21 protein-coding genes, 1 tRNA gene and 1 pseudogene are annotated in these 13,041 nt (G+C 62.2%); 16 read left to right on the top strand and 7 right to left on the bottom strand.

The annotated features are described in order from the left end of the window. Positions 1–3: 3 nt before the first annotated feature. From ABC977_RS08045 to ABC977_RS08020, 6 genes are all read left to right on the top strand, one after another. Positions 4–252, top strand: a complete 249-nt coding sequence (locus ABC977_RS08045) for a BrnA antitoxin family protein (protein WP_200249651.1) — start codon at positions 4–6, stop codon at positions 250–252. Between the two features lie 474 nt (positions 253–726). Next, entirely contained in the window at positions 727–1,011 is a 285-nt protein-coding gene (locus tag ABC977_RS08040; RefSeq protein ID WP_369666728.1) for a hypothetical protein, read from the top strand. Continuing rightward, positions 999–1,262, top strand: coding sequence for a DUF4351 domain-containing protein (locus ABC977_RS08035; RefSeq protein ID WP_369666727.1), 264 nt, complete (start codon positions 999–1,001; stop codon positions 1,260–1,262). Before ABC977_RS08040 ends, ABC977_RS08035 begins: the two co-directional genes overlap by 13 nt. Positions 1,263–1,467: 205 nt before the next feature. Continuing rightward, entirely contained in the window at positions 1,468–2,658 is a 1,191-nt protein-coding gene (locus ABC977_RS08030) for a UDP-N-acetylglucosamine 4,6-dehydratase (protein WP_369666726.1), read from the top strand. Between the two features lie 2 nt (positions 2,659–2,660). Continuing rightward, positions 2,661–3,347: a sugar transferase gene (locus tag ABC977_RS08025; protein ID WP_369666725.1), complete on the top strand. Its 687-nt coding sequence runs from the start codon at positions 2,661–2,663 to the stop codon at positions 3,345–3,347. A gap of 109 nt (positions 3,348–3,456) precedes the next feature. Next, a complete protein-coding gene (locus ABC977_RS08020) occupies positions 3,457–3,768 on the top strand; it encodes a hypothetical protein (protein WP_369666724.1) in 312 nt (103 codons plus the stop codon). 35 nt (positions 3,769–3,803) lie between these two features. Here the strand turns inward: ABC977_RS08020 and ABC977_RS08015 are convergent, their stop codons facing one another. Next, positions 3,804–4,148, bottom strand: coding sequence for an addiction module antidote protein (locus ABC977_RS08015; RefSeq protein WP_369666723.1), 345 nt, complete (start codon positions 4,146–4,148; stop codon positions 3,804–3,806). Between the two features lie 275 nt (positions 4,149–4,423). Next, entirely contained in the window at positions 4,424–4,723 is a 300-nt protein-coding gene (locus ABC977_RS08010; RefSeq protein ID WP_369666722.1) for a type II toxin-antitoxin system RelE/ParE family toxin, read from the bottom strand. A gap of 89 nt (positions 4,724–4,812) precedes the next feature. Between ABC977_RS08010 and ABC977_RS08005 the strand changes: the two genes are divergently transcribed. The 4 genes from ABC977_RS08005 to ABC977_RS07990 all read left to right on the top strand — a co-directional run bounded on the left by ABC977_RS08005 (position 4,813) and on the right by ABC977_RS07990 (position 6,845). Beyond that, a complete protein-coding gene (locus ABC977_RS08005; RefSeq protein WP_369666721.1) occupies positions 4,813–5,259 on the top strand; it encodes a PIN domain-containing protein in 447 nt (148 codons plus the stop codon). A gap of 244 nt (positions 5,260–5,503) precedes the next feature. After that, positions 5,504–6,067, top strand: a complete 564-nt coding sequence (locus ABC977_RS08000; protein ID WP_369666720.1) for a heparinase II/III family protein — start codon at positions 5,504–5,506, stop codon at positions 6,065–6,067. Between the two features lie 219 nt (positions 6,068–6,286). Further along, positions 6,287–6,562, top strand: coding sequence for a BrnT family toxin (locus ABC977_RS07995; RefSeq protein ID WP_369666719.1), 276 nt, complete (start codon positions 6,287–6,289; stop codon positions 6,560–6,562). Further along, the gene (locus ABC977_RS07990) at positions 6,546–6,845 is read left to right on the top strand and encodes a BrnA antitoxin family protein (protein WP_369666718.1); all 300 of its coding nucleotides are present in this window, start codon (positions 6,546–6,548) and stop codon (positions 6,843–6,845) included. The genes ABC977_RS07995 and ABC977_RS07990 overlap by 17 nt, the downstream gene beginning before the upstream one ends. Positions 6,846–7,337: 492 nt before the next feature. On the opposite strand, the gene ABC977_RS07985 is transcribed toward ABC977_RS07990, so the two are convergent. Further along, positions 7,338–7,952, bottom strand: coding sequence for a DUF3782 domain-containing protein (locus ABC977_RS07985; RefSeq protein ID WP_369666717.1), 615 nt, complete (start codon positions 7,950–7,952; stop codon positions 7,338–7,340). Between the two features lie 699 nt (positions 7,953–8,651). Between ABC977_RS07985 and ABC977_RS07980 the strand changes: the two genes are divergently transcribed. From ABC977_RS07980 to ABC977_RS07955, 6 genes and pseudogenes are all read left to right on the top strand, one after another. Beyond that, the gene (locus ABC977_RS07980; RefSeq protein ID WP_369666716.1) at positions 8,652–8,912 is read left to right on the top strand and encodes a ribbon-helix-helix domain-containing protein; all 261 of its coding nucleotides are present in this window, start codon (positions 8,652–8,654) and stop codon (positions 8,910–8,912) included. Beyond that, positions 8,887–9,408 (top strand): type II toxin-antitoxin system VapC family toxin, encoded by a 522-nt coding sequence (locus ABC977_RS07975; RefSeq protein WP_369666715.1) that lies wholly within the window; start codon positions 8,887–8,889, stop codon positions 9,406–9,408. The genes ABC977_RS07980 and ABC977_RS07975 overlap by 26 nt, the downstream gene beginning before the upstream one ends. A 23-nt stretch (positions 9,409–9,431) precedes the next feature. Next, positions 9,432–9,560: a hypothetical protein gene (locus tag ABC977_RS07970; RefSeq protein WP_369666714.1), complete on the top strand. Its 129-nt coding sequence runs from the start codon at positions 9,432–9,434 to the stop codon at positions 9,558–9,560. A gap of 4 nt (positions 9,561–9,564) precedes the next feature. Further along, positions 9,565–9,672, top strand: a pseudogene (locus tag ABC977_RS07965) (NAD-dependent epimerase/dehydratase family protein); the annotation flags it as partial. 106 nt (positions 9,673–9,778) lie between these two features. After that, positions 9,779–10,033 carry a type II toxin-antitoxin system Phd/YefM family antitoxin gene (locus ABC977_RS07960; protein WP_369666713.1) on the top strand — a complete coding sequence of 85 codons (255 nt, stop codon included), beginning with the start codon at positions 9,779–9,781 and terminating at the stop codon, positions 10,031–10,033. Then, positions 10,034–10,444, top strand: coding sequence for a PIN domain-containing protein (locus tag ABC977_RS07955; protein ID WP_369666712.1), 411 nt, complete (start codon positions 10,034–10,036; stop codon positions 10,442–10,444). It abuts the gene before it with no gap. A gap of 50 nt (positions 10,445–10,494) precedes the next feature. On the opposite strand, the gene ABC977_RS07950 is transcribed toward ABC977_RS07955, so the two are convergent. The 4 genes from ABC977_RS07950 to ABC977_RS07935 all read right to left on the bottom strand — a co-directional run bounded on the left by ABC977_RS07950 (position 10,495) and on the right by ABC977_RS07935 (position 12,960). Further along, on the bottom strand, positions 10,495–10,794 hold the full coding sequence (locus ABC977_RS07950) for an aldo/keto reductase (RefSeq protein WP_369666760.1): 300 nt from the start codon (positions 10,792–10,794) through the stop codon (positions 10,495–10,497). A gap of 264 nt (positions 10,795–11,058) precedes the next feature. Continuing rightward, positions 11,059–11,149, bottom strand: a tRNA-Ser gene (locus ABC977_RS07945). Positions 11,150–11,273: 124 nt separating this feature from the next. Next, on the bottom strand, positions 11,274–11,492 hold the full coding sequence (gene csrA / locus ABC977_RS07940) for a carbon storage regulator CsrA (protein ID WP_369666711.1): 219 nt from the start codon (positions 11,490–11,492) through the stop codon (positions 11,274–11,276). 241 nt (positions 11,493–11,733) lie between these two features. Next, positions 11,734–12,960: an aspartate kinase gene (locus ABC977_RS07935; protein ID WP_369666710.1), complete on the bottom strand. Its 1,227-nt coding sequence runs from the start codon at positions 12,958–12,960 to the stop codon at positions 11,734–11,736. Positions 12,961–13,041: the final 81 nt, after the last annotated feature.

The following is a 13,041-nucleotide window of genomic DNA, read 5'->3' as shown; positions in this document are numbered from 1 at the left end:
TGTATGCGAGACGAATACGATTTCTCAAACGGAACCCGGGGCTCGATTGCGAGCACAAACGGTAAGACCCGCGTGACGCTTTACTTGGACGATGAGGTGATCGAAGCCTTCCGTGCGCGCGCGGCCTCTAGCGGGAAAGGTTATCAGACCTTGATCAATGACACGTTGCGCGCCAGCCTTTCTCCTGATGCCGCCCCCGTGACCGTCGCAACCTTGCGCCAGGTCCTGCACGAGATGCTGCCGGCGGCATAGAATCGGCAGGACGTGCTTCCGATCGGCCGCCTGATGCCGCATGGTTTCCACCGCTGGATCGAGCGTTGGCGGGGGTCGTCGGCAACGATTTCGCCCCGCCCCGCTGCACTCGGGGCCATCGGCCCGCCCATGGCGCCAACGTCCCATCGGGCACGCTCGAGGGCAGGTTCACGACCCGCTCAGCTGTCCCCTTCGGCCTAATGCGGCGCAGGTGCGGTGTAGGTGCGGCTTCAGCCGCAACCCCATTCGGCGAGGCGGCCAGGGCGGTGGCCTTCATGCGGCTGAAGCCGCACCTACCGCCGCAACCCCATTCGGCCAGGGCCGTGGCCTTCATGCGGCTGAAGCCGCACCTACCGGCTGAAGCCGCACCTACCGCCGATTGCCGAACCTCAACGCCGCGCTCGGCTGCGCGCAGATGGAGCGGCTGCCCGAGATGCTCGAAGTCAAGGCGGGCATCGCGGCGCCGATGCCTTGGTGCGGGTCCGCGCGCGCGATGGCACCGAGCATTGGATCTATCTCCATATCGAGATCCAGAGTCAGAGCGATTCGGGCTTTGCCCAGCGGATGTTCACCTACAACTATCGGCTATACGATCGCTATGCCCGCCCGATCGCCAGTCTGGCGGTCCTTGCTGATACGCTGCCGGGCTGGCGGCCGAGCCTGTTCGAGCTGGAGCAGTTAGGCTGCCCGATGCGTTGGAGCAGCGGTTGTGGCAAGCGATACGAGCAATCGAGGAGGCCGCGGGGATGGCGTATGTGACGAGTATCGAGCGGCTGGCGAGCGAGCGCGGGCGTCAGGAAGGTTTGCAGGAAGGTCGGCAGGAGGGTCGGCGGGAAGGCGAAGCGCAAGGCCGAGCGGCGCTGCTGTCCACCCTGCTGGTCAAGCGTTTTGGGCCGCTCCCGGAGGCGATCCAGGCGCGTTTGGGGCAGGCCACCCCCGAACAGTTGGACCACTGGGGCGAGCGTGTGCTCGAGGCGGCGACGCTGGACGCGGTATTCGAGGATCATTGAAGGTCGGGTGCACTGGCTTTGTGTTCGTCAAGCCATCGCTGGCGGCCGTGTTCGACACTCATCGCGAATCACCGATCTGGGAAACCCTGGGGCGTGTTAGGGTAATCGCGATCGGCGACCGATCGGGCTCGCTGGCTTCTTAGCCAGGATCTCGTGACACCGCTGATCGGTAATGGCGGTAATTGGACTTATCGGAGCTGGCGGAATGTTGAATGTATTGGGATTGATCGGTCGCGAGGCGCCTCTATTCGATGCCGATGTCGAGCGCGAGGAGGGGCGTCTCTCGGATCTCGTGAGAGGAGGCCGGTTTCTCGTCATCGGCGGGGCTGGCTCGATCGGCCAGGCGGTGACGCGGGAGATCTTCAAGCGTCATCCGCGGGCACTGCATGTCGTCGATATCAGCGAGAACAACCTGGTCGAGCTGGTGCGGGATCTGCGTAGCACATTGGGTTATATCGAGGGCGACTTCCGGACCTTCGCCATCGATTGTGGGGCGCTGGAGTTCGCGGCGCTGATGCGCGAGAACCAGGGGTATGACTATATCCTGAACCTCTCGGCGCTCAAGCATGTTCGCAGCGAAAAGGATCCGTTCACGCTGATGCGCATGATCGACGTGAACGTCCTGAATACCAATCGGACGCTCGATCTGGCGCGGGAGGCGGGATGTCGCAAGTATTTCTGCGTCTCCACCGACAAGGCGGCGAATCCCGTCAACATGATGGGCGCGAGCAAGCGCATCATGGAGATGTTCCTGATGCGCCAGAGTCTGGAGCAGCCGATCTCGACAGCGCGCTTCGCCAATGTCGCCTTCTCCGATGGCAGCCTGTTGCACGGGTTCAATCAGCGCCTCGCCAAGCGTCAGCCGATCTCGGCGCCGCGCGATGTGCGGCGTTACTTCGTCACGCCTCAGGAGTCCGGCGAGTTATGCCTGATGTCCTGTCTGCTCGGCGAGAACCGCGACATCTTCTTCCCGAAGTTGAGCGAGAAGCTGCACCTGATCACCTTCGCCGAGATCGCGGTGAAGTACCTCGCGGCGCTCGGCTTCGAGGCGCAGGTGTGCGACAGCGAGGAGGAGGCGCGCGGGCGCGCCGCCGAACTGATCGGGCGCAAGCGCTGGCCCTGCTACTTCTTCGACAGCGACACGACCGGTGAGAAGGACTTCGAGGAGTTCTTCACCGACCGGGAGGTCCTCGACATGGAGCGGTTCGCCTCGATCGGGGTGATCAAGAACGATCCGGTATTCGACGCCGCGCGGCTCGATCGCTTCGTGGCGCGAATCGCGGAGCTGAAGGGGCTGGGGCAGTGGGAGCGAGTAGATCTGGTTGCGCTCTTTCATGACATGCTCCCCGAATTCGCCCATAAGGAGACGGGCAAATACCTCGACGGGCGGATGTAGCCATGCAGCGCTTTTTCGATGTCTTGTTTTCAGTATTGGCGCTGATCGTGCTGGCGCCTTTGTTGGTGCCCGTGGTGATCATCCTGCGGCTGACCGGCGAGGGGGAGGTCTTCTATCGCCAGGAACGGGTCGGGCTCGGCGGGCGCCTGTTTTGGCTGCTGAAGTTCGCCACCATGTTGAAGAACAGCCCGAACATCGGCACCGGGACCGTCACCTTGAAGCATGATCCGCGGATCCTGCCGGTGGGACGCATACTGCGGAAGACCAAGGTCAACGAACTCCCGCAGCTTCTCAACATCCTCAAGGGCGATATGAGCGTGGTCGGGCCGCGGCCTCAGGCGCGGCGCTGTTTCGATGCCTTTCCGGCGGCCGTCCAGGAAAGCATCGTTCTGGTTCGCCCGGGGCTCTCGGGCGTCGGCTCGATCATCTTCCGTGATGAAGAGAACTTGCTGCACGAGGCGCAGGATCCAGTCGCCTTCTATGATGAGGTCATTGCGCCCTACAAAGGCGCGATCGAGCAGTGGTACATCGAACACCAGACCATCAGGAACTACTTTCTCGTGATCTTCGTGACGGTATGGGTGGTCCTCGTTCCGTCGAGCCGCATCGCCTGGCGCGTCTTCGATCTCCCCCCGCCACCGCCCGAGCTGAGATCGGCGCTGCTTGGGGAGATGGGATCGGCCGATTGATCCCCTGCGCGGGGTCAGGTCTTGCAATCCAACACACCCCTGCGCGGGGTCAGGTCTTGCAATCCAACATTTCACCTCGAACGCCTCGAACGGTTTCAGGGAGAAACCGGTGCCCTTGATCGCCCGTCTGACGCCGCATGGCTTCCATCGCTGGGTCGTGCGCGGGCGCGGACGCGCCGGCGACGATGTCTTCCCGACCCGCTATCAGGCCAACTCGCCGGCGGATATTCGACAGCTGGCCTCCGGGGCGGGGTTCGACGTCGTGCGCCTGGAGTTGATCGAGGGCCGACCCGAGTACCTGCGCTTCTCGGCCCCGACCTATCTGCTCGGCTGGCTGTATGAGCGGCTGGTGAATCGGCTGTCGGGGTTGGCGCGGTTTCGGGTGTTGCTGGTCGTGGCGTTGCGCAAGACTGGACGATGATGGCGCGAGGCGTGCATGCGGTCTCTTTGCGCCGATCACACACGGCGATGGCCTTGTCCGGTTGTCGGTGTCTCGGGAGGAACGGTTACCTTGGCGGTGAGGGTGACGCCCAGGGCCTTGCAAACCCGTTGGACGGTGTCCAACCGCGGCTGGGCATTGGGGCGCAGGGCCTTGTAGAGGGCTTCGCGCTTGATGCCCGAGGCTTTGGCGATTTCCGTCATGCCGCGTGCTTTGGCGATGTGCCCGAGCGCGGCGGCGAGCTCTCCTGGCTCGCCCTCTTCGAGCACTTGGCGCAGATATTCCGCGATATCCTCGTCGGTGCCGAGATACTGGGCCATGTCGAATTCAGGCAGATCGGCAATTCTTCTCTCTTTGTTCATATAGGCTTAGACCCTTAGTAACGAGCGAAAAACAAGGGCACCTTGAAAAATTCAAGGTGCCCGCGCGGGGCAAGGATGCCCCGCCATTTTCAGTCGCCTAAGCGACTGAAAATGAAGCGAAGCGAAGCGGAAATCGCATTTTCGCTTCGCGTCTTGAAAAATTGCCCGGATGGCAATTTTTCAAGGTCCCTATAAGTGGCGCGCTTGACCACGGGGGCGGGCCTCTGGCCCGCCAGGCGGGCGAGACGCCCGCGCCCCGTTGTTTCAGTTGTTCGTTAATCGTTCCTTAGGGTGGCGACCAAAGCTTTCGCCGCGGCGATATCGGCAGCCTGGCTGTTCTTGTCGCCACCGCTAAGCATGACGATCAGGAGCGCGCCCTGGTGGATGTAGTACATGCGCCAGCCTGGACCGAAAAATTCGCGCATCTCGAAGACGCCGTCGCCGACGGTCGCGATGTCGCCGAGCAGTCCGCGTTGGGCCTTTTCCAGTCGTCGCAGCAGTCGGATCCGTGTTTGACGGTCACGCAGGCCGTCGAGCCATCGATCGAAGTGCGGCATGCGCTTGACGATGTACATGGCGCCAGTGTAATCGATCGAGGACGTGCGGCGATACGTTCTTGAACCTCTGCTCCAGTTGCTTTCTCGCCCCTTGGGGCAGATGGGCGATGACCTCACGGCACCTCTGCGGGATCGATCCGGATCCGCGGGTGGTCGATAAGCCCTATCTGGACGAGGGGCGCGTGGGCGTCGGGGAGGCGATCCCCGATCCGGAGTTCGCCGACAACGCATCGGTGCACCTGCCCGATCCGGCGCCGGTCTTCGCCGAGGTGGCGCGGCCGCGCCGGCGACGATGTCTTTCCGGCCCGCTATCGGGCCAACTCGCCGGCCGATATTCGACGGCTTGCCGCGGGGGGCTCGAAATCGACACGACCTCTCGTGTCGAGTCGCTAGCGGGGGAGTTTGCGAGCAGAGGCGTGAAGCCTATGGATGCGCTCCACGTGGCGAGCGCGATCGAAGCGGGTGCGGCCTGGTTCTTGACTACGGATCGTGCGTTGTTGCGCAAGACAAGAGATGACGATCGGCTAAAAACTGCTCGAAGATCCGGACGCTGATCAGTCTGAGCTGTTTGTCGTCGTCGAATCTTCTCTGGATGCCGAGATGGCGGGACAGTGTCTGGATCGACTGCTCGAGGATTGGTTCGTCGATCAGGCCATGGTGCGTGCTGGCCGTCTTGCGATCGTCACCGAGCCATTGTCGACGGATGAATGAACGAATCCGAATGCCGGGACAGCCTGGCCGTGCAAGTGCGCTGGCTGCGACGGCGACTCGAGCATCATTTGCTGGGCAACCACCTGTTTGCCAACGCCAAGGCCCTGGTCTTCGCCAGGGCCTTTTTCGTTGGCCCTGAGGCGGATCGTTGGTTGGCACGCGGATACCCTGTCGTTCGAGTTGTCGCTCTTCGGCCAGCGGACGATCGTCAATGGCGGCACCTCGCGTTACGGGTCCGGCCCGGAACGACTGGCCGAGCGAAGTACCGCGGCGCACAGCACGGTGCAGATCGACGGTGCCGATTCAAGCGAGGTCTGGGGTGGCTTCCGCGTCGCCCGACGGGCGCGGCCATTCCGACGAAAAGCAGATAGCCCGCCGCGAACAACAGGACCGCGATCAGGCCCAAAACGCCAAATATCAATGTCGAGGACGTTACGGATCGCCTTTGGTCCAATCGTCATCCGCACGCCATCGTGGACGGATTCGCGCGAGAAGCGCAAGCCCATCTTCCACGAGCCGAGCGGGACCGGTCAAGCGCCGATTGACCGACGCGCGCGTCCTCCCTGCCGGCCGCTGTGCCGGCTCGTGCCCGGCCCGCTCGGATCCCCGCCCCACCGGCTCAGCGCCGTAGGTCAGGTTAGCGCAGCGTAACGCGACGGGACGTTGTGCAAAGATTCGCGGCCTGTCGGATTACGGCGCACGCTGATCTGTTCTTTCTCGAAGACCGCCGTGCCAGCGCGCTTAACCCGACCTACGAGAGCTTCGTTCTCGCTCGGTGTGCCCGCCCCGTTGGTCTCGCGTACAACGCCCGGCGTGACGATCTCGGCGCTACGACTTGAATATCCGTACTGAGACGCTTAACGTCGCTCCATGGAGATCGAATTCGACCCGGAGAAAGCCGCCGCCAATCCGGCCAACCACGAAGGTGTGACCTTCGAGGAAGCGCGTCATGTGCTGTTTGATCCTTTCGCGCTGACTCGCGAAGACGTTGACGCAAACGGCGAGCAGCGATTCGTGACCCTCGGTATGGGTGGACAGGTACGCGTTCTCGTGGTCGTGTGGACGCTCCGAGGGAATCGCATTCGTCTGATTTCCGCTTGGAAAGCTAACCAATCGCAACGGCGACGCTATGAACAACAGTTCTGACCCTCTATTCGATGACCTTGCCGACCTGGATTTTACCGAGGCCAAGCCCGTTGCCGAGGTACCGGCGTTGGCACGTCTGCAGGCCGAGCGAGGAAGCCAGTCCCAGGTCACGATGCGGGTGGACAACAGGGTCTTGGCGGCGTTCAAGGCCCGTGCCGAGATGGTGGGCAGCAATTATCAAACGCTGATGAACGATGCACTGCGACAGTTCGTCGAAGGGCAGACGCTCGCAGACGTCGTACGCGAAACGATTCGACGCGAGCTACATCAGGACGGAGCCTGAAGCCGTAGGTCGGGGGAAACCGGGGGACGTGCCACGCGATCGATACGGTTCCTTCGTCACGTCATTCCCCGTACTGTCCCTGGAACAAGCCCTGCTCGGCGGCCACTGGCCGACGCAACCTTGCGCCAGGTCCTGCACGAGATGCTGCCGGCGGCATAGAACCGGCAGGACGTGCTTCCGATTGCCCGCACGATCCTGCACGGTTTCCATCGCTCGATCGTGCGCTGGCGGGGTCGCCGAACGCGAGGCCTTCCTGCGCGAGACCAATGCCCAAGGGGTGATGACCCGCCCGATCTGGCGCCTGATGAACCGCCTGCCGATGTATGCCGATCGACTTCTATGGCCCCGGGGACAAGTTCTCGCAGCGCGCCCGAAAGCTACACTTTCACGGGGCGACCATAGCGTTGGGCCATCGCATACCGCGGTCCGGCAAGGGGACGGGGTGTCGACATGCCACCTTGGGGATGGCGGCGGCCTGGTTTCAGCCTCGGGTCAGAACACCCGGGGCTGAAACCCCTCGGGGACATCGAGCTCGAAGACCGCGTCGTGGATGCGCGCCACGTAGAATCCCTTGCGCAAGGCGCGCTCGCGCAGGGCCGGGGAGGCGTCGACGGCGGCGAGGATGCCATAGAGTCGCTTGTCGCGATGCTCAGGAAAGAACGCGCGAAACTGCTCGAGCAGGGTGCTCAGTTGGTCGATGGCTTCTTCGCGCAGGTGGCTCTTGACCTCGACGAGGTAGGCGGCGTTGATCTCGCCATTGGCATAGGCCAAGGTGTCGATCTCCAGGTGTCGGCCGCCTTTGGTGACGCGCACGCTGGGGCTGACGACCTCCATGCCGAACCGTTCGCGCAGCAGGCGTTCCATCGAGGGGAGTGCGAGGCCCTCGGTGAAGCTGCCGAATTTTTCGCCCAAGCCGCCGATCTGCTGGCCGAGCTCTTTGAGTTGGCGGTTCGTTTCCTGGATCTTGCGGTCGGTGTCCTGAAACTTGCGGTCGGTCTCCTGGAACCGGCGGTCGGTTTCCTGGAATTGCTCGGCGTTCTCTCGCTGTACTCGGATCACGTCGCGTAATAGATCCCAGATTTCTTGTGCTGGTGATGTTGTGCTCATGGAGGTTCCTTTACGTCCATCGTGTCGGCACAAGAGACCATAGCACAAGAACCCAGTTCAAAAGGCCGGTCACGGCGTGCCTGAGGGCGTTGTGCAAATATTCGCCGATCAATGACACGTTGCGCGCCAGCCTTTCTCCTGATGCCGCCCCCGTGACCGTCGCAACCTTGCGCCAGGTCCTGCACGAGATGCTGCCGGCGGCATAGAACCGGCAGGACGTGCTTCCGAGCGGCCGCCTGATGCCGCATGGTTTCCACCGCTGGATCGAGCGTTGGCGGGGTTCGTCGGCAACGATTTCGCCCCGCCCCGCTGCACTCGGGGCCATCGGCCCGCCCATGGCGCCAACGCCCCATCGGGCACGCTCGAGGGCAGGTTCACGACCCGCTCAGCTGTCGGTGGGGTTAGCGCAGCGTAACAGGATGCGGCGCTGTGCAAGGATTCGCCGCCCGTCGGGTTACGGCGCGCGCGCCTAACCCGACCTACGCGGCTGTCCCTGGAACGAGCCCTGTTCGCCGGCGACCGGCACCATCGCCCTGGGAGCGGGCACACGGGCGAGCGGATCGTCGCCATCTTGGAACGGCTATTCCCTGAATCATAGGACGCTCCCCCGGCAACAGAGCGACGGATGTGTTGTCAACCCCCTCGTGATGCGCTATGTAAACAGCAGAACGTCGTGATCACTGATGCGAGGACGAAACCATGTCATTCACCGTGTGCCTGACCCCCGAGGAACAAGCCTTATTGGAACGCGTGAGCCGTCAATCCGCGCGTAGCCAGGATGATCTGGTCCGCCAGGGGATTCGTGAGCTCTGTCAGCGTCTGTTGGAACAAACGGGGCCGACGCCCTATGAAACAGGACGGGATCTGTTCGGCGCCGGACATCTTGCCGAGCCACCCACCGATCCCGCAAAACGCCAAATCTGGGAGGCCCTGCATGCCAAACATGGCCGCCTGGGTTGATACCGGCTTTCTTGTCGCCCTGTTCGCTCGCAATGACCCGCATCACACCTCCGCCGTCGAGTTCCTGGCCAATCATCAACGCCTGAGCCTGCATTCTCTCTGGCCCGTAGTCACCGAGACGGGCTTTTTCCTCGATACATCCGGCAAAATCGCGCTCCTGAGCTGGCTGGAATGCCACGGCATCATCCTGCGTGACCTCAGTATCACCGAGCTGCCGGCGATCCGCGCCACATTGAAGAAATATCAGAACCTTGAACCTGACTTCACCGACGCGGCACTCGTCACGCTCGCTGGAATCCACGGTATCAACAGGATCATTACGGTTGATGTACGGGATTTCTCGGCCTATCGGCTTGCGGACGGACGAGCCTTCGAGCGTTTATGGCTCCAAGTTCGACTCCCCTCCGCGATTGGGTACAGGGCACCATGTAGGTGCGGCTCGCCTCGCCCGCCGAGCGCGAGGCCTTCCTGCGCGAGACCAATGCCCAGGGCGTGATGACCCGCCCGATCTGGCGCCTGATGAACCGCCTGCCGATGTACGCCGATTGCCAACACGACGGCTTGGCGAATGCGATCTGGCTCGAAGAGCGGGTCGTGAACCTGCCCTCGAGCGTGCCCGATGGGACGCTGGCGCCGTGGGCGGGCTGATGGCGAAGAGGCGCTGGGGACGGGGGTGCTCGAGCCGACCAATGAGCCGTACGCGATCGCCAAGATCGCCGGCATCAAGCTCTGCGAGAGCTACGGTCTCGCGTACAACACCCTGGGCAGGGGAAAAGGCGTTAAAGACACGCGGATGCAGCGGTGCTAGCAGGCTTTGTTGTTCGACCGAGTTTGCTGAGGGGCGCCTCGAGGAGTATTCTGACCATATGGTCATTTTCTGGATATTCTCTGTGCGTTGCGTTCAGATAACAGAAGCCAAGGCAAAGCTTTCTGGTTTGCTGGCGGCCGTGGAGGCCGGTGAAACGATCGCCATCATGCGCCGCGGTCGAGTGATCGCACGCCTGGTGCCGGAAAAACCCAGCCTGGCTGCGGACGCGTTCCGTCCATTTTGGGCAGATCACGATGAGATCGACTTGGTGGCGCCGGAAGATGCCCCGCCGGAGCGGGTCCAAGCCTGGTAGATGCGCTACCTACTCGATACCAATATCTTCATCGCGGCCATGAAGGGCGTGGAGGTTGTGCGCGTAAGGCTGGAGCAGACCGCGTTGGCCGATCTGGTTCTTTCTCCTGTGGTGTTGGGCGAGCTGCAACTGGGCGTTGAGAAGAGCGCTTACCGGGAGAAAAATGCCGCCCGTCTCGCTCGGTTGACCGAGGAAATCGAACTGGTGCCGCTTGACGGTCGAGTGAGCCAACGCTACGGCCAGGTCCGTGCCCAGCTCGAACGCGCCGGTACCCCCATTGGCGCGAATGATCTTTGGATTGCCGCGCAAGGTCTCGCGCTGGGGGCGGTGGTGGTGACAGACAATCTGGGCGAGTTCCGGCGTGTGCCGGAGCTGGTTACCGAGAATTGGTTGAATCCTGAGGAAAACTGAGCCCACCCTGGGAGTGCCGAGGGCCGGCCCGCACCGCCCTGGCGCTGGGTCTACCCAACCTGGCGCGGGTGCTTCAGGAATAAGACGGCAATGCCTTTTTCCTTGGCCAGCGGCAGCAGGCGATCTTCGACCTGGCGGTGGGTGACGTTGTAGGTCAGTTGCACGAAATCGATGGCGTGTTCGCGCATGATGCGCTCGACCTGGTCGTGCCGGCGACTATGCGAGGTGATGATGCCGACGTGGGCGATGTCGCCATCGGCCTTCATCTGCTGGAGTACGCCAAGTTGCTCGCGCCGTTCGGTGAGATTGCGGACCTGGACACACGGTGACCGGCCGGCGACGCGCGGGATGCGCCGATCGGCGCCGAAACCGCTCCAGCTGGACCAGCATCCCTGGCGACAAGGTCACCCAGCTCGGTAACGGCTACCGCCTGTGACTCAGCCCTGTCTCATTGAGCGGATTGTCGGTGTGGCCCTATCGATGAGCGGGCTTTCGAGAACAGGACCGCACCCCCTGTCGAGGCAGGAACAGCCGTGTCTGGATGGGCCACGATAGGGGACGAGGGCGGATTTGCGCCCTGCCATCGCCTGAATGAACGATATTATTTTAGTTTATGGCGGAGAGAGAGGGATTCGAACCCTCGATGGGGGATTAGCCCATACTCCCTTAGCAGGGGAGCGCCTTCAGCCACTCGGCCATCTCTCCAGTATGATAAAGAGCCCAGCGGGCTCGGGCCTTCTTAACCCACACAATCTGAATGGTTTAAAGGCAAAACAGGCGACAGGCGTTCGATTGTAACCGAACCCCTGTCGTTTTGACCAGCCGACAGTCAGTCGGCCAGATGACCGGTCCCGGCATCGGGTGACCTGACGATCCCTTCGGCCTGCTCCCGTTTAATGCGCTCGTAGATCTCCTCTCGATGAACCGCCACATCGCGCGGCGCATTGACACCAATCCGAACCTGGTTACCTTTGACTCCCAAGACGGTAACCGTGACTTCATCACCGATCATCAGAGTTTCACCAACCCGACGAGTTAAGATCAACATTTGTTGAATCTCCCTTTTTCCATCATCCAAATCGCAACTAGGTCTATTACTTTGGGGTATGATCCCCTAAAATTGTGTAATAACAACACTGACCCAGCTGCACCCAACCAAGCGCCGGAGTTATGATTCGCGGTTCCGGTCATCTGAATTCTAGCAACAGCCGGCCCACACTAGAGCTGTTTTTGCAGCCAAAATGGGGCCAGGAACTGTTCGGATGTCAATGGGGTAGAGCGATAGAATATCAAGCGGCCGCGGTATCCAGATCGAAGGCTTCATGTAAAGCTCGGACACCGAGCTCCAGGTAGCGTTCGTCGATCACGACTGAAATCTTGATCTCCGATGTCGAGATCATGCGGATATTGATGCCCTCTTTGGCGAGGGCCGCAAACATCTTGCTCGCGATCCCCGCATGCGAGCGCATCCCGACGCCAACCAGCGAGACCTTGACGATCCGTTCGTCACCGACGACCTGGCGCGCCCCGAGCTCCGCGGCCGCGTGCTCCAGGATCTCGTACGCCCGCGGATAATCGTTGCGATGGACCGTGAAGGTAAAATCCGTCGTCGCCTCGTCCGCGGCGACGTTCTGCACGATCATGTCGACCTCGATGTTGGCCTCGGCGATCGGGCCCAGGATCCGGTGGGCGACACCCGGTTGATCCGGTACCCCGAGCAGCGTCAACTTGGCCTCGTCACGCGCGAACGCGATACCGGCGATCTTGGCCTCTTCCACGGAACCCTCCTCGAACGTGATCAGGGTGCCCTCCCCTTCGCCAAAACTCGAGAGGACACGCAACGGAACCCGGTACTTGCCGGCGAACTCGACCGAGCGGATTTGCAGGACCTTCGAACCGAGGCTCGCCATCTCCAGCATCTCTTCGAAGGTGATCCGCGCCAGTCGGCGCGCGCGCGGTTCGATGCGCGGATCCGTCGTGTAGACGCCGTCGACATCGGTGTAGATCTGGCACTCATCGGCCTTCAGGGCCGCGGCCAACGCGACGGCGGAGGTATCCGACCCGCCCCGCCCGAGGGTCGTGATGTTTCCGGTTTCATCGACCCCTTGAAAGCCAGCCACCACGACGACACGGCCGGCAGCGAGATCGGCCTGGACCCGGGCGGCGTCGATATCCCGTATCCGCGCCTTGCTGTGCGCGCTGTCGGTGAGGATGTGGACCTGCGCACCCGTGTAGGAGCGCGCGGGACAGCGGATCTCATCGAGGGCCATGCTGAGCAACGCGATCGTAACCTGTTCGCCGGTCGCCAGCAGCACGTCGAGCTCGCGAAGAAGTGGGCGTGTCTGGACCGACTTCGCCAGCGCGAGCAACCGATCCGTCTCGCCCGACATCGCCGAAACGACCACGACGACCTGATGACCGCGATCACGCCAAGCCTTGACCCGCGCGGCGACGGCCTTGATCCGTTCGGGGGTACCGACCGAGGTACCACCGTATTTCTGTACGATCAGCGACATCTTGACAGCAATTACGCGTTAATCGATCGATGGAAGCGAAGGGCCGGTATGGTAGCCTGATCTGCTCGCTTCGCAAAGATG

Origin of the sequence: Thioalkalicoccus limnaeus (assembly GCF_041197575.1) — a bacterium.
Taxonomy (GTDB): domain Bacteria; phylum Pseudomonadota; class Gammaproteobacteria; order Chromatiales; family Chromatiaceae; genus Thioalkalicoccus; species Thioalkalicoccus limnaeus.
This window is presented reverse-complemented; position numbering and strand designations above follow the sequence as displayed.

What these genes read in the sequence shown, in the direction of transcription:
- ABC977_RS07955 (WP_369666712.1), top strand. Translation starts at nt 10,034, where the DNA reads ATGCGCTACCTACTCGATACCAATATCTTCATCGCGGCCATGAAGGGC.
- ABC977_RS08025 (WP_369666725.1), top strand. Translation starts at nt 2,661, where the DNA reads ATGCAGCGCTTTTTCGATGTCTTGTTTTCAGTATTGGCGCTGATCGTG.
- ABC977_RS07970 (WP_369666714.1), top strand. Translation starts at nt 9,432, where the DNA reads ATGAACCGCCTGCCGATGTACGCCGATTGCCAACACGACGGCTTGGCG.
- csrA (WP_369666711.1), bottom strand. Translation starts at nt 11,492, where the DNA reads ATGTTGATCTTAACTCGTCGGGTTGGTGAAACTCTGATGATCGGTGAT.
- ABC977_RS07980 (WP_369666716.1), top strand. Translation starts at nt 8,652, where the DNA reads ATGTCATTCACCGTGTGCCTGACCCCCGAGGAACAAGCCTTATTGGAA.
- ABC977_RS07935 (WP_369666710.1), bottom strand. Translation starts at nt 12,960, where the DNA reads ATGTCGCTGATCGTACAGAAATACGGTGGTACCTCGGTCGGTACCCCC.
- ABC977_RS08035 (WP_369666727.1), top strand. Translation starts at nt 999, where the DNA reads ATGGCGTATGTGACGAGTATCGAGCGGCTGGCGAGCGAGCGCGGGCGT.
- ABC977_RS07995 (WP_369666719.1), top strand. Translation starts at nt 6,287, where the DNA reads ATGGAGATCGAATTCGACCCGGAGAAAGCCGCCGCCAATCCGGCCAAC.
- ABC977_RS08030 (WP_369666726.1), top strand. Translation starts at nt 1,468, where the DNA reads ATGTTGAATGTATTGGGATTGATCGGTCGCGAGGCGCCTCTATTCGAT.
- ABC977_RS08010 (WP_369666722.1), bottom strand. Translation starts at nt 4,723, where the DNA reads ATGTACATCGTCAAGCGCATGCCGCACTTCGATCGATGGCTCGACGGC.
- ABC977_RS07990 (WP_369666718.1), top strand. Translation starts at nt 6,546, where the DNA reads ATGAACAACAGTTCTGACCCTCTATTCGATGACCTTGCCGACCTGGAT.
- ABC977_RS07960 (WP_369666713.1), top strand. Translation starts at nt 9,779, where the DNA reads ATGGTCATTTTCTGGATATTCTCTGTGCGTTGCGTTCAGATAACAGAA.
- ABC977_RS08045 (WP_200249651.1), top strand. Translation starts at nt 4, where the DNA reads ATGCGAGACGAATACGATTTCTCAAACGGAACCCGGGGCTCGATTGCG.
- ABC977_RS07975 (WP_369666715.1), top strand. Translation starts at nt 8,887, where the DNA reads ATGCCAAACATGGCCGCCTGGGTTGATACCGGCTTTCTTGTCGCCCTG.
- ABC977_RS08015 (WP_369666723.1), bottom strand. Translation starts at nt 4,148, where the DNA reads ATGAACAAAGAGAGAAGAATTGCCGATCTGCCTGAATTCGACATGGCC.
- ABC977_RS07985 (WP_369666717.1), bottom strand. Translation starts at nt 7,952, where the DNA reads ATGAGCACAACATCACCAGCACAAGAAATCTGGGATCTATTACGCGAC.
- ABC977_RS08005 (WP_369666721.1), top strand. Translation starts at nt 4,813, where the DNA reads ATGACCTCACGGCACCTCTGCGGGATCGATCCGGATCCGCGGGTGGTC.